Source organism: Catellatospora sichuanensis, assembly GCF_007483665.1.
Classification (GTDB): Bacteria; Actinomycetota; Actinomycetes; order Mycobacteriales; family Micromonosporaceae; genus Catellatospora; species Catellatospora sichuanensis.
Genome location: NZ_VIQO01000031.1, coordinates 74,812 through 94,785, shown reverse-complemented (window position 1 = coordinate 94,785; position 19,974 = coordinate 74,812). Strand labels below are relative to the sequence as shown.

At 71.0% G+C, this 19,974-nt stretch carries 17 protein-coding genes; 9 read left to right on the top strand and 8 right to left on the bottom strand.

The window, feature by feature from the left end; translation table 11 throughout:
* Window positions 1-59: 59 nt before the first annotated feature.
* The 4 genes from FLL47_RS34985 to FLL47_RS34970 all read left to right on the top strand — a co-directional run bounded on the left by FLL47_RS34985 (window position 60) and on the right by FLL47_RS34970 (window position 4,913).
* A complete protein-coding gene (locus tag FLL47_RS34985; RefSeq protein ID WP_144126937.1) occupies window positions 60-1,370 on the top strand; it encodes an ABC transporter substrate-binding protein in 1,311 nt (436 codons plus the stop codon).
* Window positions 1,371-1,440: 70 nt separating this feature from the next.
* Window positions 1,441-2,406, top strand: coding sequence for a carbohydrate ABC transporter permease (locus tag FLL47_RS34980; protein ID WP_186316083.1), 966 nt, complete (start codon window positions 1,441-1,443; stop codon window positions 2,404-2,406).
* Window positions 2,403-3,275, top strand: a complete 873-nt coding sequence (locus FLL47_RS34975) for a carbohydrate ABC transporter permease (protein ID WP_144126936.1) — start codon at window positions 2,403-2,405, stop codon at window positions 3,273-3,275. The genes FLL47_RS34980 and FLL47_RS34975 overlap by 4 nt, the downstream gene beginning before the upstream one ends.
* A 384-nt stretch (window positions 3,276-3,659) precedes the next feature.
* A complete protein-coding gene (locus FLL47_RS34970; protein ID WP_222106339.1) occupies window positions 3,660-4,913 on the top strand; it encodes an RNA-guided endonuclease InsQ/TnpB family protein in 1,254 nt (417 codons plus the stop codon).
* Between the two features lie 134 nt (window positions 4,914-5,047).
* On the opposite strand, the gene FLL47_RS34965 is transcribed toward FLL47_RS34970, so the two are convergent.
* Both FLL47_RS34965 and FLL47_RS34960 read right to left on the bottom strand, forming a co-directional pair.
* Window positions 5,048-7,573: a helix-turn-helix transcriptional regulator gene (locus tag FLL47_RS34965; protein ID WP_222106338.1), complete on the bottom strand. Its 2,526-nt coding sequence runs from the start codon at window positions 7,571-7,573 to the stop codon at window positions 5,048-5,050.
* Between the two features lie 52 nt (window positions 7,574-7,625).
* Window positions 7,626-8,903 carry an Hsp70 family protein gene (locus tag FLL47_RS34960; protein ID WP_144126935.1) on the bottom strand — a complete coding sequence of 426 codons (1,278 nt, stop codon included), beginning with the start codon at window positions 8,901-8,903 and terminating at the stop codon, window positions 7,626-7,628.
* A 289-nt stretch (window positions 8,904-9,192) separates the two neighbouring features.
* Here FLL47_RS34960 and FLL47_RS34955 point away from each other — a divergent pair, with 289 nt between their 5' ends.
* The 3 genes from FLL47_RS34955 to FLL47_RS34945 all read left to right on the top strand — a co-directional run bounded on the left by FLL47_RS34955 (window position 9,193) and on the right by FLL47_RS34945 (window position 13,432).
* Entirely contained in the window at window positions 9,193-10,050 is an 858-nt protein-coding gene (locus tag FLL47_RS34955) for an IniB N-terminal domain-containing protein (RefSeq protein ID WP_144126934.1), read from the top strand.
* Window positions 10,051-10,151: 101 nt separating this feature from the next.
* Window positions 10,152-11,975, top strand: a complete 1,824-nt coding sequence (locus FLL47_RS34950; RefSeq protein ID WP_246159061.1) for a dynamin family protein — start codon at window positions 10,152-10,154, stop codon at window positions 11,973-11,975.
* Window positions 11,972-13,432, top strand: coding sequence for a dynamin family protein (locus FLL47_RS34945; RefSeq protein WP_144126933.1), 1,461 nt, complete (start codon window positions 11,972-11,974; stop codon window positions 13,430-13,432). The genes FLL47_RS34950 and FLL47_RS34945 overlap by 4 nt, the downstream gene beginning before the upstream one ends.
* 28 nt (window positions 13,433-13,460) lie before the next feature.
* Here FLL47_RS34945 and FLL47_RS34940 read toward each other — a convergent pair whose 3' ends face one another.
* Entirely contained in the window at window positions 13,461-14,708 is a 1,248-nt protein-coding gene (locus tag FLL47_RS34940; RefSeq protein WP_246159059.1) for a hypothetical protein, read from the bottom strand.
* Between the two features lie 131 nt (window positions 14,709-14,839).
* Here FLL47_RS34940 and FLL47_RS34935 point away from each other — a divergent pair, with 131 nt between their 5' ends.
* Window positions 14,840-15,271: a glutaredoxin domain-containing protein gene (locus FLL47_RS34935; RefSeq protein WP_144126932.1), complete on the top strand. Its 432-nt coding sequence runs from the start codon at window positions 14,840-14,842 to the stop codon at window positions 15,269-15,271.
* A gap of 95 nt (window positions 15,272-15,366) precedes the next feature.
* On the opposite strand, the gene FLL47_RS34930 is transcribed toward FLL47_RS34935, so the two are convergent.
* From FLL47_RS34930 to FLL47_RS34910, 5 genes are all read right to left on the bottom strand, one after another.
* Window positions 15,367-16,278 carry a permease prefix domain 1-containing protein gene (locus FLL47_RS34930; RefSeq protein WP_144126931.1) on the bottom strand — a complete coding sequence of 304 codons (912 nt, stop codon included), beginning with the start codon at window positions 16,276-16,278 and terminating at the stop codon, window positions 15,367-15,369.
* Entirely contained in the window at window positions 16,275-16,655 is a 381-nt protein-coding gene (locus FLL47_RS34925; RefSeq protein ID WP_246159058.1) for a PadR family transcriptional regulator, read from the bottom strand. The genes FLL47_RS34930 and FLL47_RS34925 overlap by 4 nt, the downstream gene beginning before the upstream one ends.
* Window positions 16,656-16,859: 204 nt before the next feature.
* Window positions 16,860-17,246: a VOC family protein gene (locus tag FLL47_RS34920; RefSeq protein WP_144126930.1), complete on the bottom strand. Its 387-nt coding sequence runs from the start codon at window positions 17,244-17,246 to the stop codon at window positions 16,860-16,862.
* A 63-nt stretch (window positions 17,247-17,309) separates the two neighbouring features.
* Window positions 17,310-18,104: an ABC transporter permease gene (locus FLL47_RS34915; protein WP_246159056.1), complete on the bottom strand. Its 795-nt coding sequence runs from the start codon at window positions 18,102-18,104 to the stop codon at window positions 17,310-17,312.
* On the bottom strand, window positions 18,101-19,060 hold the full coding sequence (locus FLL47_RS34910; protein WP_144126929.1) for an ATP-binding cassette domain-containing protein: 960 nt from the start codon (window positions 19,058-19,060) through the stop codon (window positions 18,101-18,103). The genes FLL47_RS34915 and FLL47_RS34910 overlap by 4 nt, the downstream gene beginning before the upstream one ends.
* Before the next feature lie 73 nt (window positions 19,061-19,133).
* Here FLL47_RS34910 and FLL47_RS34905 point away from each other — a divergent pair, with 73 nt between their 5' ends.
* The gene (locus tag FLL47_RS34905; protein ID WP_222106337.1) at window positions 19,134-19,916 is read left to right on the top strand and encodes a TetR/AcrR family transcriptional regulator; all 783 of its coding nucleotides are present in this window, start codon (window positions 19,134-19,136) and stop codon (window positions 19,914-19,916) included.
* Window positions 19,917-19,974: the final 58 nt, after the last annotated feature.

Below are 19,974 nucleotides of genomic sequence, written 5' to 3'. Positions count from 1 at the left end.
ACGCCGTCCGGCCCGAACCCCGGGCCGGTGCCTCCCCCCGATAAATCAAGGAGATACCGATGAGAATGCCAAGGCGCGCCCTCGCGGCGCTGGCCCTGGTCGCCCTGGCGGCCACCGGGTGCAGCGACCCCGCCTCCGAGACCACGACCGGCGGGCCCGCCACCTGGGCCGAGCCGACCGCGAAACTCGACGGCGTCACGCTGACCATCTGGGCCGCGCAGAACAGCAACACCGTGCCCAAGCAGGTCATCGAAGCGTTCCAGGCCGCCACCGGGGCCAAGGTCGACGTCGTCACCATCCCCGACCCCTACGAGCAGAGCGTGCAGACCAAGGTCGCCACCGGCGACAAGCCCGACCTCGCGTTCTGGCAGCCCACCGCCTCCATGCTCACCGCCCTCAACGCCAAGGCCAACCTGCAGACCCTCGACGATGCACCCTGGCTCGACAAGCTCACCCCGGCGCTGCGCGACATCACCGGCCTGCACGACGGCACCCGCTACGCCGCGCTGATCACCAGCCCCGCGGTCGAGGGCGTCTACTACAACAAGGAGGTGTTCGCCGCCAACGGCATCACCGCCACCCCGAAGAACTTCGACGAGATGCTCGCCGCCGCCCGCCAGCTCAAGGCCAAGGGCGTGACCCCGTTCTTCGAGATGGGCAAGGACCGCTGGGCCACCCAGTGGTGGGTGCAGGTGCAGCTCGCCGACGCCGCAAAGGCCGGACTCTGGGACAAGATCAACAAGAAGCAGGAGACGTTCACCGGCCCCGTCGTGCTCGACGCGATCAAGAAGTACAAGTCCCTGATCGACGAGGGCCTGTTCAACGCCGACATCAAGACCGCGACCTTCGACGACCAGGGCGCCGCCCTGCTGTCCGGCAAGGCCGCCATGGCCGTACAGGTCAACTCGTTCTTCGGGCAGCTGCAGGCCAAGGCCGACACCGCCACCCTCGACAGCAAGATCGGATTCTTCCCGATCTCGCCGACCGGCAACGTCGGCACCTTCATTCCCGACCAGAGCAACGCCCTCGTCGCGTTCAAGACTGGCGACGCCAAGCGCGAAGCCGCCGCCCGCCAGCTGCTGGCCTACTGGATGGGTCCCGGCTACGCCGGCTTCATCGCCGACCGCAAGACCATCTCCCTGCAGACCGCCGTGCAGAGCCCCGCCGGCGTCCCCAAGGCTCTGCTCGACGTGCACGCCTCGCTCAGCACCTCCGTCGGCTCCATGCAGGCCCTCGCCGTGGCTAACCCCGACCTGTACATCAACCTCGCCGACATGATCGCCGGCACGATGACCCCCGAACAGGTCGCCGCCACCACCCAGGAGCAGTTCGCCCAGCTCGCCAAGGCTGCCGGCGTACCCGGCTTCTGACCCCGACCCCGCGGTGAGGGCGGCCGCCTACCCCCGCCCTCACCGCGGAACACCACGAAAGGAGCCACCCATGTCGACTGTCCTGGACCACACCACCGGCGTCCCCGCCGCGACGCCACCGCAGGACAGCACCCGGGCCACGCCGGCCAGGGCACGCCGCAGCTCGGCGATCAGCCGGCACACCCACCCGATGTGGTTCCTCGTCCCGGCGTTCGCGATCCTGTTCGTCTTCTTCTTCCTGCCCACCGTCTTTAACTTCGTCTACGCGTTCACCGACTGGTCCGGGTTCAAGAGCCAGATCAACCCCGTCGGCTGGGACAACTTCACCGACCTCGCCGGCAGCGGCACCCTGTTCCGCTCGCTGCGCATCACCATCGCCTACGCCGTGCTCGTCGCCGTCTTCCAGAACCTGTTCGGCTTCGCCCTGGCCGTCCTGCTCGAACGCGACACCCGCCTCAACCACGTCGTACGCGTGCTGTTCCTCATCCCCGTGCTCATGTCCGCGCTCGCCGTCGGTTACATCTTCCAGGCCCTGCTCAAACCCGAAGGCGCCCTCAACGGCCTGCTGTCGGCCATCACCGGCACCGACGTGCACACCGCCTGGCTCGGCAACACCAACTGGACCATCGTCGTCGTCGCCGCCATCCACGCCTGGAAGTGGATGGGCCTGTCCATGCTCATCTACCTCGCCGGATTCAAGACCATCCCGGTGGACCTCGTCGAAGCCGCCCAGATCGACGGTGCCTCACCCTGGCGGGCGTTCTGGCGCATCCGGTTCCCGCTGCTGGCCCCCGCGGTCACCTTCAACGTCGCCACCGCGCTGCTCGGCTCCATGAACGGCTTCGACATCGTCCAGGCCACCACCGCAGGCGGCCCCGCCCGCACCACCGAGATCCTCAACATCTTCATCTACCGCACCTTCGGCCAGGGCCTGTTCGCCCAGGCCACCACCATGAGCCTGATCCTGTTCCTGCTGGTCGCGCTGCTCGCCTTCCCCGTCATCCGCTTCCTGCGCAAGCGTGAGGAGATCCTGTGACCCAGCCGACCTATCCCGCCCGCCGCCCCGCCCGCGAACGCCGCCGCGACGTGAGCATCTGGTCACGGCTGCGCCCGCCGTTCGTCACCGTGCTGGCCGCGGTCCTCATCGGCGTGCCCCTGTGGCTGGTCGTCGCGACCGCGGGCAAGTCCCAGGGCGAAGCGCTCACCCCGAACCTCGCCTGGCCCACCGACTGGCAGCTCGGACAGAACCTGGCCGACGTGTGGACCCAGGGCGACATCCCCGCCGCGTTCCTGGGCAGCCTGCTCGTCATGGTGCCCGCCGTCGCCGGGGTGCTCACCCTGGGCTCGATGGCCGCCTGGGTCCTCGCGCGCCGCGCCACCCGCCTCAACGCCATGCTCTACGCCCTGGCCATCAGCGGCATCGTGCTGCCCCCGGCCGTCGTCACGATCGTGCTGCTGCTGCGCCAGCTCGGCCTGGCCGGCAGCTCACTCGGGATGATCGGCGTCTACATGGGCATCTACCTGTCCACCGTCATCTTCTTCGTCACCGGCTTCATCCGCACCGTACCGATGTCGCTGGAGGAGGCGGCACGCGTCGACGGCGCACGCCCCGCCGTCGTCTTCGTCCGGATCATCCTGCCCGTGCTGCGCCCGGTGCTGGCCACCGCGACGATCCTGATCTGCCTGTACGTCTGGAACGACGTCTTCTACTCGTTCTTCGTCGTCGGCGGCCGCCTCGACACCCTGCCGCTCAACCTGTTCCAGGTCGCCAGCGCGGGCCTCTACCTCGACAACTGGCACCTGATCTTCGCCTACATCATCCTGATGAGCCTGCCGCTGCTCATCGTGCTCGCCGTCGCCCAGCGAAAGATCATCTCCGGTATCACCAGCGGCGCCGTGAAGTGACCCACACCCCAGGCGCTGGCTCGAGCCCTGCTCGGCCGTAACCAGCAGCGTGATCGCCCCGATCCGACGTCGCGGGTCGGGGCGGTCCGCTCGCAACAACGTGAAACAGCCGAGCCCGCTGCCTGGTGCTGGTGGTGGCACACGACGACGCGCACCGACAGATGTAGCGGGGGAGGGCGGGATCGCGATCGCCGCCAACTCGCGTTGACCCCGCCGGACTCAGCTGCTTCTGGCGATGGTCGGGTGAGGTACGGATGAACACCGCGTCGTCAGATCGTGACCGGGACCAGATTGGCGTGTAATGGTGAATTCGACTAGGGCCGTTGCAGATGCCAACGTCCGGCTGGCTGCCGTTGTGTCATACCCAGCGGCTACGTTGTCGTTGTGAAGGTGGTTGTGCCGGTCCGGTTGTTTCCGGACACCGCTCAGCAAGCGGCGTTGCGCGAGACTCTGACCTTGTGTAACCAGGCCGCGAACATCGCCTCGGCTGAGGCGCACCGCACCGGTACGACAGGCAAGAACGCCCTACAGAAACTCACGTACAGTCGGTTGAAGGTTATGGGCCTGTCGGCGCAGCCCTCGATCCACGTCGCACGCAAGGTCGCCGGAGCTTATGCCACGCTGAAGGCCAACATCCGGGCCGGTAACCTCGGCAAACCTGGTTCGAAACGCCGCCGAAGGGCCGAGGGCAAGCCGGTGTCGTTCCGGCGGCATGCAGCGCAGCCATTCGACGACCGGTGCCTGTCATGGCAGATGCCAGCTCGGACCGTGTCGATCTGGACTGTCGCGGGCCGCATGACGCGCATCCGGTTTGGCTGCTCCGAGCCGCAGTACGTAACGCTGCTGGCTCACCGGCATGGTGAATCTGATCTGGTCCACCGCGACGGCATGTGGTTTCTACATGCAACCTGTGATATCCCCGATGTGCAGGTCGAGGAACCGGACGGGTTCCTCGGTGTCGACCTGGGAATCGCGAACATTGCGACCACTTCGGAGGGACGCCGCTACTGCGGCAAGGCTCTCAGCCAGGTCCGGCATCGCAACCAACGCCTCCGTGCCAAACTGCAGAAGGTCGGCACCAAGTCGGCCAAACGGCTGCTCAAAGCCCGCCGCCGCAAGGAGGCTAGGTTCGCCGCCGACACAAACCACGTCATTGCCAAACGCATCGTGACCGAGGCCGAACGCACCGGCAGCGGGATCGCCCTGGAAAACCTGGGCGGCATCCGTGACCGGGTACGGCTCCGACGGCCCCAGCGGGTCACGCTGCACTCTTGGGCGTTCGCTCAACTCGGCCGGTTCATCACCTACAAAGCGGCACGAGCCGGAATCACGGTCGTGCACGTTGACCCGGCCTATACCTCGCAAGAGTGCAATCGGTGCGGACACATCGACCGCAAGAACCGCCCCAACCAGCACACCTTCTCTTGCACGTCGTGCGGTTTCGCTGAACACGCCGACGTGAACGCAGCCCGCAATATCGCCGTACGTGGCATTGCGAGCTGGGCCGCCGTCAGCCGCGCCGAACGCGGCGTGAACATACCAGCCAGGTATGGACACGATCCGCAAGCTCGGTCTCTCAAGCCGAGTAGCTGGCCTTCGTCTACGCGTCGACCGTCGCCCCATGTCCGATCACGATGATCGGTGTGGTGGACACGGTTCGGCAGGGACTCGCTCCACGTCAGGAATGGTCGTATGCATCGCCCGTGGTGGTGGCGGGTGTTGGTGAGCTGAAGGTCGTGAGCGGGGTCGGCATCCCGACGACCGGCGATGTCTCAAACTGGATCGCGTAGGTCGGCACGGGGTTCGGCCGCCATCGACCTGAGCTTCGCGAGCAGCTCGCTGCGGCTGCCGCAGCCGAGACGCCGGCGGATACGGGCCATGTGGTGTTCGACCGTCTTGGCGGAGATGAACAGCCTCTCGCCGATCTGGCGGTAGGTCAGTCCGGCCAGCACGAGGTCGGCCACCTCCTGTTCGCGCGTGGTGAGCGGGTTCGCGTCGCGGGCCCGGTCGGGCCGTCCCGTCCCGGCGGGCTCGGAGTCCGCGGCGGCCGGGCGGTCCGGCTTCGGCTGCAGGAGCCGGGCGTAGTCGAGCAGCGTGGTCATCGTCCGCCGGTCGGTGGTGCGGATGGCGGCCTGCCCGGCGAGCCTGGCCGCGTCCCAGGGCAGGCCGACGTCGTGCAGTCCCCGGGCGGCGGCCTCGACGGCCTCGAGGTCGACGACGCCGTGCCACACCTGCCACCAGCTCTCGGCAGCGCCGGCGACCGCGGAGCCGAAACGCGTGTGCCGCAGACGCGCGAGCGCGGCCACCTGCTCGGCGGCGGCGGTCTCGTCCTCGGAGATGATCGCGGCGTGCAGACTGGCCCAGTGCAGCGGCGCCGCCCACAGCGGCGGGTCGCCCAGCCGGCCGAGCAGCAGGTGCGCCTCGTGCAGATGCTCACGGACCAGGCCGGGCTCGCCGGCCCGCGCCGCCGCGACGGTGAACTCGCCGAGTGGGAGCAGCGTGAACAGGTCCACCGGGTGCCGCATGAGGGCTTCGCGGGCCCGTGCCCAGCCGCGGAGCAGCGCGGGCAGGTCGCTGTTGCGGCGCGCGACGCCGACCTCGAGCGCCGTGGCGAACAGTTGGTCGCGGGGCTCCAGCGGGGCGCCGTGGCGGGCCATGGTGTCGAGGACCTCGGCGGCCGCCGCGGTCTGTCCGCGCATCATGTGGATCCACGCCTGCAGCAGCCGGTGGCGCAGGGTCAGCAGCGACCCGCCGACGCGGGCTCGCATGGCGCGAACGAGGACCGAGCTGCTGAGGTCGAACTCGCAGCAGTGGAGCCCGACGAGCGCGGTGAGCGCGGCAGGGCTGTCCGGCAGGAGCTCGGCCCGGCCGGCGGGTTCCAGCAGCGCAGCGGCCTGCGTCAGCGACGACAGGGCGGCAGTCGGTGAGCCCGACAGCGTCTCCCGAAGGCCTCGGACCATGAGCACGGACGCGCTGGTGAGCAGGGTCGGCGGAGCCGCCGGTCGTTGATCCGCGGCCGCGTCGAGCAGCTCGGGCCGGCCGGTCGCGGTGGCGGCGATCGCCGCGAACGCCGCCGCGCCGGCGGTGTCCGACCAGCCGTACAGGTCGGCGCTGCGGCCGAGCTGGCCGCGGTGCGCCAGCACGGCCGCGGTGACCATGGCGGCCTCGGCGCGTACGGCGGGATCCGGTTCGGCCAGCGCCCGGTCCGCCAGGCGCAGCGCGACGTCCAGGTCTCCGGTCAGCGCGGCCGCGCGTGCCCAGCGGGCCGGCGAAGTCCTGCCCCCGGCGGCGGCCGCGGCGGCGAGCAGGTCCGCCGCGAGAGCCGGTTCGTCGGCCAGGACCTCGTCGGCGGCCGCCGCGAGCGGACCGGTCAGGTGGGCGTCGGCGAGCCCGGCCCGGCGCAGCACCCGGACCACGGGCAGCGCCGCGACACCGCGCTGGAGCTGGATCTCGGCCAGCCGCTGCCAGACACCCTCCCGCAGGTCCGCGGGGCTGTGCGCCACGACCGCCTGCCGCACGACCGGTGACAGCCGGCCGCTCGGCCCGAGCAGGCCCGCCGCGCGCGCGGCCGCGTGCATCGCCTCCAGCTCGTCGGCGGTCCTGCCGAGCAGCGCGCATGCCACCGCGAGCGGCAGGTCCACACCTGACGCGGCGGCCAACAGCAGGCGGCGTACGTCCGCGCCCGCGTCGTCGAGGTCGGCGGCGAACGGGGCCAGCGCCGCGGCCGGCAGATCCGACGCCTCGCCCGCCCTGCGGTCGTCCGGGGCGCCGGCCAGTGCCCGCGCCAGCCGGTCGACGTGTCCGGGCACGCCGCCTGCCTGCGCGTGTACGAAACGGATGGTCGCCGGCGGCGCGGCGTCGCCGAGCACGGCCGCCAAGTGGGCCGACGTCTGCTCCTCGCTGAACGGGCCGAGGACCAGCGGCGGGCCGTGCCGCCGCAGCACGTCGGTCAGCTCCGCCAACGCGGCCGGGCGCGGCCACGGCCGGTAGGCGACCACCAGCCTGCACCGGTTGCCCGTGACGAGCTCGCGCAGTTCGCGCAGGCTGTCGGGGTCCAGGGCGTGCGCGTCGTCCACCAGCAGCACGCTGTCGGGCGTACGCGGCGTCGAGCGGTCGAGCCGGTGGTCGATGACGGTGACGCCGGCGGACCCGTGGGCGCGGGCCAGCTCGCGCAGGACCGCGCTCTTACCGTGCCCGCCGGGAGCCTGGATGGCGACACCGGCCAGGAAGGGCGCCTGCTCGGCGAGGAATTGCCGGACGCTGCCGGGCAGGAAAGGGGACTGGGCGGTCGTCCGCACTGTGGTTCCTTACTGGGCGGGAACGGGTGGTCCGGTCTGGTGATCGGCCCGGCTACGGAACCCGGCCGCGGGCGTGGGCGAACATCGTCGATGACCTGCTCCTGGGCAGGCTCAGGTCGGTGATGCGTACGGGCGGGCGCGGCGGCGCCGGGTCGTGCCAGGCGGTGCCGCCGCCGTCGGGCGTCGGGTGGTCGTCGCCCGGGTCGGGTTCGGCGGCGTGCTGGCGCGGCTCGTCGCGTGGCGCCTGTCCGGCTCCGGAGACCCGCCGCTGTGCCACCAGTGCCGCGCCCATGGCCGCCGCGGGCTGGGGGTCGGCGCCGACCGCGACGTCGCCGGGCAGCTGCTCGCCGATCATCTCGGCGAGCAGCGGCAGTTGTGCCGCGGCACCGGTGAGCAGCACTGCGTCGAGCTGATCCGGGCGCAGCCCGGCGGCACGCACGGTGCGCAGCAGGGTGTCGACGATCAGCAGCAGCATCGGGCGCACCGCCTCACCGAACGCGGCCCGGCCGACGGGCACGGCCGTCAGCCCCAGCGGCAGGGGGACCAGGACCTCGGTCTGCGCGGCGGTCGTGAACGTCAGCCGTGCCTTCGCACAGGCCGACTGCAGGTCCAGCAGCGCCAACCGGATCTGCGGATCCTGTAGGTAGCCGCGTCCGAACTCGCGGGTCAACCGGGCCCGGACCAGCTCGGCGAGCGCCTCGTCGAAGTCGTCGCCACCGAGCGGGTCGGTGCCCTGCCGGCAGCCGGCCATGGTGAATCCGGTCGGTGTCCGGCGCACCACGGACGTCTCGAATCCGTTGCCGCACATGCTCAGCACGGCCAGCGTCCGGCCGCCGAACTCGCGCCAGGCGTGGGCCGTCGCGGCCGCCACCGGTGCGGGCAGCAGGGTCGCCTCGCCGAGCCCGATGTCCCACAGCGCCCGCCGGAGCAGGCTGCGGCGGTGCTCACCCCAGGCCGCCGGGTGGCTGACCGCCAGGTGCTCGGGGCGTTGTCCGGTCTGTGCCTGGGCCCGCTCGACGGCCCAGTCGGCCAGCACGGCGGTCAGCGTGTGCGGCAGGCACGGCTCGCCGGCGACGATCTGCGGCACGTCGTCGCCGACCCGCTGCACGAAGCCGCGGGCGATGCGGTGGCCGTCGACCATCGGCCCTTCGGCGGCCTGGTCGCCGACGGTGAACGCCCCGTCGGCGGCGACCCGGAGCACGGCGGGCACGGTGTACGCCTGCGCCCCGAACCGTACGGGCTCGGGCGGGCCCCACGTCCAGTCGGCGAAGCTCGACCTGGCGACGCTCAGGTGAGTGCCGCTGAGATCGATCCCTAGGACGTACGACATCGGACTTCCTTCCCCCGAGGGGCACCGCCCCGGTGGGCCCCGGCGAGGCCCACCGGGTGTGTATCGTCCTGGCTCCCCCATTCGTTACAGCGGACCTCCCGAACGGTCTCCGCATCACACCGAACGGATATCCCCTAATCCCCTCACGCCCGAGTGGGGGAGTTCCCGGGCAGGTGCGTCGGTGATCGGGGTTGCGTCCCCGACGCCCGTGGGCGCCGGCGGACCCTACGGTCGGAGCCGATCAAGAACCACGGATCGACCACCGACATCCATGAAGGAGATCGTCACCATGGACGGACACCAGACGCTGCGCGACTTCGTGCTGGAGCTGATCACGGATTCGCAGGCCCGCGCGGCGTTCGAACTGGACCCGGAGGGCAGCTTGCAGGCGGCCGGGCTCGGTGACCTGACCCCGGCCGACGTGCAGGACGTCATCCCGCTGGTCGCCGATCTCGCCCCCGCGCAGGGCATCGCCAGCCCGGTCCAGTTCGCGCAGAACCTGGGGCTCGACGCCCTGCCCACCGACGGCGCGGCCGCCGTGAGCCAGCTGCAGCACCTCGCCGAGCTGCTGCCGGTCGGGGCGCACTCCGGCAACGGCGATCTCAACGTCGCGACCCTCGGCGCGTTCACCGCCGCCCCGGCGCTGTCCGCCTTCGGCGGCGGCCTGTTCGCGCCCGCCGTGGTGGGTACGGAAACGACCACCACCTTCGGCACCGGCGAAGGGACGGTCGGCCTGTCGTCCGAGCACGACGTGTCCGGCACCCTGGACGCCGACCTGACCATCCCGGGTCTGCCCGCGACGGGTCCGCTCCCCGTCGGCGGCGACGGCGGACTGCTGCAGCCGGTGCAGGGGACGGTGGGTGACGTGCTCGACGGCAACCCGCTCACCTCGGTCGTCGACGGTGTGGGTGAGCTTCCCGTCCTGGGCACGGTGACCGGCGAGCTCGACAGCGTGCTCGGCGGCACGGGCGGCCTGACCGGCGGCCTCGACGGCGGGGTCGGCGGCCTGCTTGACGGCACCGTGCACGGGGCGACCGAGGTCACCGGTGACCTCGGATCCACGCTCGGCGTCGGCCACCTCGGCCTGAGCGGCGACGCCCACGCCGGTGGCACCGGCGTGCTCGGTCTGGCCGACGGGCTGCTCTGACTCGGACGGACAGCCCTGCGCCAACGGCTGGACCGCGCGGCGACGAGCGGTCCAGCCGCCCACTACTTGATAATTCCTCTGATATCGGCAGAATCCATCGCGTGATAGCACCAATCTGGCTTGACGTCCTCGACGAAACCGCCCGCCTGAGCGCGGCCCACGGCCGCACCGACCTGGTCGAGTCGGTGCAGCAGAAGCGAACCCAACTGCTGGACCCCCGACTGCGCGTCGTCGTGGTGGGCGAGCCCAAACAGGGCAAGAGCCAGCTCATCAACGGCCTGCTCAACGCCCCGGCCTGCCCGGTCGGCGACGAACTCACCACCGTGCTGCCGACTATCGTCACGCACGCCGACACCCCGACCGTCACGCTGGTCCACACACCACCCGTCCGCAACCGCCACGGCGGCGCGATCGCCGAGGCCGACCGCACGGCACTGCCCGTCGACCAGGTCGCGGCGGCTGTCGGCGGCAAACTCGGCGGCCACCCCGGCGCCGCGCACGTCGAGATCGGCCTGCCCCGGGCCCTGCTGGGCAGCGGCATCGTGCTGATCGACACCCCCGGCCTCGACGTGCTCGACCCGGCGCAACTCGACGCGCTGACCGCCTTCGCCCGCGCCGACATCGTCCTGGTCGCCTCCGACGTCAACAGCGAACTCTCCCCGTCGGAGATCTCCACGATCGGACACCTGGCGCAGTCGCACGCGCGAGTCGTCCTGGTGCTCACCAAGATCGACATGTCGCCGCGGTGGCGGGACGTCACCGAGCAGTCCCGCCGCCGCCTGGCCGCCATCGGCGTACGACCGGCGGTCATCCCCGTCTCCGCCGACCTGCGGCTGCGGGCCGCCGGCAGCAACGACAGCACCGTCAACGCCGAATCGGGATTCCCCACGCTGCTCGCCCGCCTCAACACCGACCGGGCCGCCAAGACCGACGAACTGGCCCGGGCCGCCGTCGGGCAGCTCACCCGCACCGTCATCGAACAGCTGGCCGCACCGCTGCGCACCGAACCACCCGAGGCCGAACCGGCACCGGCCCCCGGGCCCATCTCACGACTGCACGAGGCCCAACGCACCGTCGACGAACTGCGCCGCTGCTCCGTACGATGGCAGCACACCCTGAACGACGAGATGGCCGACCTGCTCTCCGACCTCGAATACGATCTGCGCGACCGGACCCGCAAGATCCTGCGCAAGGTCGACGAGGTGTTCGACAAGGCCGACCCGCTGTCGGACTGGCACACCTTCGCCCAATGGCTCGACGAGAACCTGCTCGAAGCCGACGAGGCCAACCACGGCTGGATGCTCCAGCGCTTCGACGTCATCGGCCGCCGCGTCGCCGAACACTTCCTCGCCTACGGCTACCCCGACGACACGGCACCGCGCTGGTCGCCGACCTCCCGCGACCACCTCACCGAAAACGTCCCGCTCATGGAACAGCCCCACGTAGAGCGGTTCACCTACGCCCAGAAATTCTTCACCGGACTGCGCGGATCGTACGGCGGCATCCTCATCTTCGGCCTCGCCACGAGCCTGGCCGGCATGCCGCTGATCAACCCGGTCTCACTCGGCGCCGGCGCCCTGTTCGGCGGAAAGACCGTCCTGGACGAAAGCCGCGCACTGCTCAAACGCCGCCAGGCCACCGTGAAGGCCGCCTCCCAGCGCCACGTCGACGACTTCTTCCTCCTGGTCAGCAAGGACTGCCGCGACATGGTCCGCCAGCTGCAGCGCCTGCTGCGCGACCACTACACGGCCCTCACCGAACAACTCCAGCAGCAGATCGTCGAATCCCTGCGCCGCGCCAAGCTGGCGGCCGACGCCGACGTCGCCGAACGCGACCAGCAGATGCGGCAGCTGGCAGTCCTGCAGGAACAGGCCCGCCGACTGGCCGCGACACCCACCGGCACCACCGCGGGAACACGGGCATGAGCCGCAGCACCCGCACCCTCGACGACGCGGTCCGGCAGCTCATGCAGGAGGCCTGGAACCTGAGCCGAGAGGACGGCCGCGCCGCGGCACAGCTCGACCACCTGTACGGCCGCCTCCAAGAACCGGTGCACCTCGCCGTCGTCGGCCCGGCCCGGTCCGGCAAATCCACAGTGGTCAACGGCCTCATCGGCGACCAAATCGCCCCACTGCCGCTCGGCGACGGCCACGACGTCGTCACCCGGTACGCCGACGGACCGCAACCACGCGTCACCGCAAGGACCGCCGACGGCGCCGCCCGCGAACTGGCCACCACCCGCTCCGCCCACGGCCTGCGGATGGACCCGCGCACCACGCGGCGCTCGGCGATCACCGAGCTCAGGGTGACCTGGCCCGCCCGCTCCCTGCGGCACATCAACCTCGTCGACACACCCGGCACCGACGCCGACGACGGACACCACGCCCCTGTCGAGCACGTCACCGGCGAAGCCGACGCCATCCTCTACGCAAGCCAGGAGATCCGCACCACCGACCTGCAGACCCTCCAGACCGCCCAGCACGGCGCCGTCGCGACGGCCGCACCCGTCAACACCGTCATCGTGCTTACCCACGCCGACGAAATCGGCGGCGGACGCATCGACGCCCTGCTCACCGCGCGGCAGCTCGCCCGACGCCACCAGCGCGATCCCGCCATCGCAGCGATGTGCACCGGCGTCGTCGCCTACGGGGGCCTCGTCGCGCTCGCCGGCCGCACGCTGTCCGACGCCGACTTCACCGCCGTGGCCGCCATCGCCGCAGCACCGCGCGAGACACAGGACGCGTGCCTGATGTCAGCCGACCGCTTCGCCGGCGACGACGGCCCGCTACCGGTCGACCCCGACGTACGGCGCCGGCTGCTGCACCGGCTCGGCATCCACGGCGTACGCCTCGCCACGACACTGGCCCGCACCGGCTGCGCCACCCGCGCCGAACTCGCCGCCGAACTCATACGCCGCAGCGGCCTCGCCGAACTCCGCGAGGTCATCAACGGCTGCTTCGTCGAACGGCGCACGATCCTCAAAGCACGCACCGCGCTGGCAGGCCTGGAACGCCTGGCCGGGCGCCTGCCCGGCCAGGACGGCGTCCACCTGCGCGCGCGGGTGGAACAGCTGCTCGCCACCGCGCACGACTTCCGCGAACTGCGGCTGCTGGCGGCAATGCGGTCCGGGCAGGTCGCGTTCACCGGCGACGCCGGCACCGAGGCGCACCGGCTGCTGGGCGGCAACGGCACCGATGCCGCGGTGCGGCTGGGGGCCGAGCACGAGCTGTCCGGCGGCGAACTGTGGGACCTGACCGCCGACGCCCTGCACCGCTGGCAGCAGCACGCCGAGGACCCGCGGCTGGGCCTGCACCAGCGGCGGGCGGCCACGGCCGTCGTACGCAGCTGCGAAGGCATGCTGGTCGCCCTGGGTGACGGATGACCACTGCGGCGGAGGTTCGCGTCGGCGGTCAGACCACGAGGACCGGGTTGCCGCGCAGATTCCCGTCGGCGCAGGGCCACGGGCCGGCCGCGAGCGGTGCCAGGCCGGTGTCGCGAAAGATGAGCAGTTGGTCGTCGAGCGCGAACGCGACGGTTCCCGCGCCGAGGAGCAGGACCCGGCTCATGACGGCTCTGTCGTCGGTCGTGGTGTACAGATCGCGCCGATCGAGTTCCCGGTCGACGGTCACCAGGGCGCCCTTGCGCCAGAACACGGTGGTGCCGTCGGCGTCCAGCGCCGGGCAGGCGGTGTAGTAACCGGTCAGGTCGGGTCCTTCGCGCATCGACCCGTCCGGGTCCAGGACCCGGAACTGCGAGCGGGCGCTGGAGTTGTCCGACTCGGGACCACGGATCACGCCCTGCTCGTCGACGACCATCAGGCCGTGGGTCCGCCAGGTCTGCGCCGGCCGCCCGGCGTGGTCGTACAGGGTGCTGGAGAACGAACCGTATCCCTGCGAGCCGACCAGGAATCGGCCGGGCCCGACGATGGCCTTGCGCGCGTGAGGTCCGGGCTCGGTGGTCGCGATGACCTGACCGGTGGCGGTGTCGAGGAGGGTGCAGACACCTATGCCGCTGCCGTAGTCGTCGATGTGGACCAGGACGCGGTCTCCGGCGACGAGCAGCGGCTCCCGGTATCCCACCGTGAGAGTGGACGGCGTCCATGCCCGCTTCGGTCGCACCTGCCACGCGGTGTGCACGCCGGCTTCGACCACACCCGGGAACGACACCGCGGAGAGGGGGAGCGGTGTGGACCACAGGATGTCGCCCGTGTCGTGGTAGCGGGCGAGGCGGGCCGTACCACCCTCGGGCACCTGGCGGAAGCGGGAAGTGGGCAGCCACACGACGCAGAACCCGTTCGGCATCCGCACGAAGGCGCCCACGCACTCAGGCGGATCATGCTGCAGTACTACGGAGCGCAGTGTCACCCCCTCGGAGTCGACCGCGGTGAAGACGCAACGGTCGCTGCCGGCCGTTTCGCGATGCGCGATCCATATGGTGCCGTCCGGATCGACGCGCGGCGAGTACGGGTGCCCGGCGAAGCTGCGCTGCCAGATCGTCGCGCCTGCCAGGTCGACGGCGGTGAGGACGGTGGTGTCGAGGTAGCGGTCGTTCGTGTCGCGGTCGTCATAGCTGGTCACGTACATCGGGCCTGCGGGGTCGGCGGCAGCCAGGCCCCAGACCTGCCCGGGCATCGTCACGGTGCCGGGCTTCGCCGTCATGTGACCATCCACCTCTCCGTCGGCAACGCGGGCATCAGTAGGCCCATACACGTCCCTCGTCGCCGCCGACTATAGGTGCCCGTTGAAGCACCGGGCCGGCGTGGCTGAACGCGTGCCGCTAGCGTGACCGCATGGCGCGCAGATGGTTGCTTCCGATTCTTTTCGTGCTGATCGGGCTCGCGATGGCGTTGAAGCAGGTGAGCGCCGGGTCGACCGGTGCCGGTGTCGCGCTGGGGCTGGTGTTCGTCCTGCTCGGCGTGGCTCTGTCGCCGGTGGTCTTTCCCCGGTCGCTCGCCGCGGCCGAGGCGCAGCGGCGCAGCGCGGTGGATGGCAGGCCGATCGTCTACTGGCGGCCCGGATGCCAGTACTGTCTGCGCCTTCGTGTCCGCCTGGGCACCGCGGCACGGCGTGCTCACTGGGTCGACATCTGGCGCGACCCGGACGGCGCAGCGGCGGTGCGTGCTGTCACCGGCGGTGATGAGACGGTGCCGACGGTCGTGGTCGCCGGGCAGCCGTACGTCAATCCCGACCCGGGCTGGCTGCGCGGGCAGCTGGCCCGATGACCCGACACACGTGACCGGCCGGGCGCTGGTGCACCCGGCCGGAGTTCACAGCTGATGTGGTGGTGCCTGGGCGATCCGCGCGCCACCACGTTGCGTCAACGGCTGGGACGGAACTGCATCCGGGCGAGCAGGACCATCCAGACGGCGAACCCGCCGAGGAAGGTCACCCACGACCAGGTCCAGCCGACGGTGAAGCTGAGCACGAGGAAGACGGCGGAGGAGACGGTCCACACGACCACGGTGTAGATGCCGAACCTGGCGGCTGTCTCGGGTTCCTGCTCGAACCGGTTCGTCATGGGGGGCTGGGTGCGCTGGAGGGCGCGTACCCATGCCTTGTTGCGGTTGGTCTGGGTGGCGCCGAGGAATGCGAACAGGATGATGGCCGCCACCGTGGCGGGCACGGCGAAGGCGACCGCCCACATGGGCAGGGCGCCGAGCGCGACGAGTCCGCCGATGCCGAGCCCGTAGACCGCGAGGAGCGAGGCCAGGAAGTATCCGCCCGCCCGTGACGCGGGCATCGGGTGGTTGGTCGTGGTCTCCTGGGCCAGGGAGTCGCCGACGATCCATGCGACGCCGGTGGCGCCGATCCCGAGCACGGCGATCATGATCCCGATGGGCAATGGCAGCACGCCGGTGGCGCCCAGCACCGTGAGGACGAGCCCGGCCGTCGCGGTGAAGGCCGCCACGACGATCCCGACGACGAACCGCGGCTTCGGGCGCACCCGGTGGCGCCGACCGGCCTCTTCCCAGCCCATGGGGGACCCCGTCGCGGGTGCGCCGGGCGTGTCGAGCAGGGCGTGCACGTCGCCGAGTTCGTCGATCGCGTGCCGTGCGGCGTCGGCCGGGGACCGGCCCGCCGCCTCCAGTTCGGCGACGCGGGCCAGGAGGTTGGCCCGGATCTCCTCCTTCAGATCCTGTGCGTCCGGGGTCATCTCCACCCCGGCGAACGCCGCGTCGAGAAGACGGTGCAGGTCGCCGCCGACGGGGCGGTGCGAATCGTCAGTCATGGCGTGGTGTCCTTCACGTCGAGGAGGGCGTCGATGATGCGCCGCGTGGTGATCCAGGCCGCGACGTTGCCCCGGAAGACCGCCCGGCCGGCGTCGGTGATGCGGTAGTACTTGCGGCGTCCGCCCTGGGTCTCATCGCCCCAGTACGACTCGACGAGGCCGTCTCTTTCCAGGCGCCGGTACGCCGCGTAGAGCGTGGCTTCCTTGATCTCGTGGTCCCCGCCGGTCGCCATGCGGATCGTCTTGAAGATCTCGAAGCCGTAGCTCTCGCCCTGGCTCAGGACCGCCATCACGATCGTGTCCGTATGCCCTCGCAGGAGGTCGGCGGCGAACGCGTCGCTCGCCGGAAAGGTATCGCTGTCAGACTTCTCAGGCACGTTCAGTACTGTAACAGATAAAGTACTGGAGCTGACAACAGCCAGTGGTCCGGTGGCCCCGGAGATGATCTTGTTGCCGTACTGCCGTGTCCGCAACCCGGCGGCGGTACGCAACTCCCCGCGCCTGATCGCCGAGCTGCTGGCCGATTTCGCGGCGGAGCAGTAGACCACGACGAATTCGCCGTGCTGCCTCGCCCGGTCAGATCACCGGGTGTCGCGCCGTAACGGGTGGTCGTCGGGGACCTCGACGAGCACGATGCGCACGCCGTCCGGGTCCTCGATCCACATCTCGTCCAGGCCCCACGGCTCGCGCCGGGGTTCGCGGACGATCCCCGCGCCCAGGGCTGCGAGCCGTTCATGCTCAGCCCGCAGATCGCGGACCTGCAGCCAGATCCGCACCGGCCCGGCGGGACCGCCGTCGGTCCGGCCGGACACCTCGAGCATCCCCTGGCCGAGGAAGAAGACCAGTCCGGGATCGTCGGGCGGCCCGAACTCCCGGTAGACCGCCAGCCCGAGCACGTCGCGGTAGAAGCGGCGCGACAGCTCCGGGTCGGACGGACGGAGCAGGATGCGGCTGCTGAGAACCTCCATGCCTCGATCATCGCGCGGCGCACCCGGCGCCGCGCCTGAACGGCGGCGGCGCCGGGGCACGGCTCAATTGCCGGTACGGCGTTTGAACAGCATCGCCGCGGCCGTACAGGAGATCGCCGTGATGGCGGCGAACCACCCGACAGCCAGCCAGGCGCTCGCTCCGATCGGGGTGCCCATCAGCAGGCCTCGCACGGTCTCGATGACCGGGGTGACCGGCTGGTGTTCGGCCACCGGGTGCAGCCAGGACGGCATTGTTTCGGTCGGCACGAACGCGCTGCTGACGTAGGGCAGGAACATGACGCCGAAGGTGACTCCGCCGGCCGCCTCGACGCTGCGTACCAGCAGTCCGAGCGCGGCCGAGGCCCAGGAGATCGCAACCATGAACAGGATGAGCGTGCCGACGGCGGCGAGCCATTCCAGGACGCCGGCGGTGGGCCGGAAGCCCATCGCGAAGGCGATCGCGACGATGATCGTCATGGCGCAGACGTTGCGGGCGACGCTGGCCACGACGTGGCCGGTGAGCACCGCGGAGCTGACGATGGGCAGGGACCGGAACCGGTCCATGGCGCCGGACTCCAGGTCGTGGGCGACGGCGACCGCGGTCGTGGAGGCGCCGAACCCGGCGCACAGGATGATGATGCCGGGCACGACGTAGTTGATGTAGGCCTGGCCGGTGTTGATGGCTCCGCCGAACACGTAGACGAACAGCAGCATCAGCGTGACCGGCAGGATGACCGCCAGGAGCAGGGCGTCGAGGTTGCGGGAGGACAGCCGCAGGCTGCGCCCGACCATGGTCGCCATGTTGTCGAGGGCCCAGCGCAGCTCTGCGGCGCGGGTGGGCGGTGTCGTGGCGCTCATGCGTTGACCTCCGTGGCTGGGGCCGGGCGCGCGGTGAGGGACAGGAAGACGTCGTCGAGGGTGGGCTTCTTCACGGCGATGGCGTCCGCTTCGACGCCGACCGCCGCCAGGCGGTCGAGCATCCGGCGGACCTGGGCGGCGCTGCCGTCGGTGGGCACCCGCAGCACGGGTGCGCCCGGATCGGGACGGGTCGCCTCGGCACCGAGGTGCGCGGCGGCCGCGGACAGCGCGACAGGGTCGGCGAAGGTCAACTCGACATGCTCGCCGGCGAGGGTGGACTTCAGCTGTGCGGCGGTGCCCTGAGCGACCACCCGGCCACCGTTGATCATCACGATGTGGTGGGCGAGCCGGTCGGCCTCTTCGAGGTACTGGGTGGTGAGGAAGACGGTCGTGCCGGCGTCGGCGAGGTCCTTGATGAGGTCCCACATGTCCTGGCGGCTGCGAGGGTCGAGTCCGGTGGTCGGCTCGTCCAGGAAGATCACCGGCGGTCTGGTGACCAGGCTCATGGCGAGGTCGAGCCGCCGGCGCATGCCGCCGGAGTAGGTCTTCACCGGCCGCCGGGCCGCCTCGGCCAGGTCGAACCGTGCGAGCAGCTCGGAGGCGCGGCGGCGGGACTCGGCTCGGCCGAGCCGGCGCAACCGCCCGATCATCCGCAGGTTCTCCACGCCGGTGAGCAGCTCGTCGACCGCGGCATTCTGGCCGGTGAGGCTGATGGCGGCCCGCACCTGGTGGGGTGCGCGCACGACGTCGTGCCCGGCGACCACGGCTTGGCCGGCCTCGGGGTGCACGAGGGTGCTCAGGATCCGCACCAGGGTCGTCTTTCCGGCGCCGTTGGGGCCGAGCAGTGCGAACACGGTGCCGCGCCGGACGTCGAGGTCGATGCCGCGCAGCACCTTCACCTGGCCGTACGACTTGGTCAGGCCGCGCACGCGGATGGCGGGATCGGCGGTGTGCATAGAACCATCCTCCTTACTGTGTATGCCCTACTGTATAAGCCATACACGATTTAGTTTATGTTATATACAGTGCGTGGATCCACGTCAAGAAGCGAACGGTGACCAGGCTCGGGAGCTACCTGCGGCCCTCGCGATCCTGTGGGGCCGGCGCGAACGCACCCGCCGCGGCCCGAAGCCGGCCCTGACCGTCGAGCGCATCGTCGAGGCGGCCGTGCAGATCGCCGATGCGGAAGGCCTCGGCCCACTGTCGATGGGCCGGCTCGCCGAGGCGCTGGGCTTTACCCCGATGGCGCTCTACCGCTACGTGGGAAACAAGGATGTGCTGCTGCAGCTGATGGCCGACGTCGCCGGCGGTCCGCCGGACCCGCGGCCGTGGCCCCCGGGCTGGCGGGCGGGCCTACGGCGCTGGGCGGGGGAGTTGTTCGCCATGTACCGCAGGCACCCCTGGCTGCTGCAGGTGCCGATGGACGGCATGCCGCCGGCCGGCCCGAACGGCCTGCTATGGCTGGACGCCGGGCTGCGGTGCCTGGCCGGCACCCCCCTGTCCGCCGAGGACCGGCTCAACGTGGTGACGCAGCTGTCGATCCACGTCCGGGGCGAGGCGCACTTCGCCCAGCAGTACGAGCAGCCCGGCAACCCCGGCGCCGCCGGCACCGCGCCGACCTACGGCGACCTGCTGCGCTCGCTGATCGACGCGGACCGCTACCCGGCGCTGTCCGAACTGCTGCAGACCGGCGTCCTGGACGGGCCGGACGCCGGGCAGGCGGAGTTCGACGCCGCGGCGGAGGCCGAGTTCGGGCTGGGCCTGATGCTCGACGGCATCGCGGCGCTGATCGAGGCACATCAGCGGGCCTGAGCCGCCCGCCCGATCCCCGGCTGTCCTCGGCCGGACAGTCGGCCTGCCGACTGATGCT

What these genes read in the sequence shown, in the direction of transcription:
- FLL47_RS34920 (WP_144126930.1), bottom strand. Translation starts at nt 17,246, where the DNA reads ATGGAGGTTCTCAGCAGCCGCATCCTGCTCCGTCCGTCCGACCCGGAG.
- FLL47_RS34940 (WP_246159059.1), bottom strand. Translation starts at nt 14,708, where the DNA reads ATGACGGCGAAGCCCGGCACCGTGACGATGCCCGGGCAGGTCTGGGGC.
- FLL47_RS34955 (WP_144126934.1), top strand. Translation starts at nt 9,193, where the DNA reads ATGGACGGACACCAGACGCTGCGCGACTTCGTGCTGGAGCTGATCACG.
- FLL47_RS34980 (WP_186316083.1), top strand. Translation starts at nt 1,441, where the DNA reads ATGTCGACTGTCCTGGACCACACCACCGGCGTCCCCGCCGCGACGCCA.
- FLL47_RS34985 (WP_144126937.1), top strand. Translation starts at nt 60, where the DNA reads ATGAGAATGCCAAGGCGCGCCCTCGCGGCGCTGGCCCTGGTCGCCCTG.
- FLL47_RS34960 (WP_144126935.1), bottom strand. Translation starts at nt 8,903, where the DNA reads ATGTCGTACGTCCTAGGGATCGATCTCAGCGGCACTCACCTGAGCGTC.
- FLL47_RS34935 (WP_144126932.1), top strand. Translation starts at nt 14,840, where the DNA reads ATGGCGCGCAGATGGTTGCTTCCGATTCTTTTCGTGCTGATCGGGCTC.
- FLL47_RS34930 (WP_144126931.1), bottom strand. Translation starts at nt 16,278, where the DNA reads ATGACTGACGATTCGCACCGCCCCGTCGGCGGCGACCTGCACCGTCTT.
- FLL47_RS34910 (WP_144126929.1), bottom strand. Translation starts at nt 19,060, where the DNA reads ATGCACACCGCCGATCCCGCCATCCGCGTGCGCGGCCTGACCAAGTCG.
- FLL47_RS34915 (WP_246159056.1), bottom strand. Translation starts at nt 18,104, where the DNA reads ATGAGCGCCACGACACCGCCCACCCGCGCCGCAGAGCTGCGCTGGGCC.
- FLL47_RS34945 (WP_144126933.1), top strand. Translation starts at nt 11,972, where the DNA reads ATGAGCCGCAGCACCCGCACCCTCGACGACGCGGTCCGGCAGCTCATG.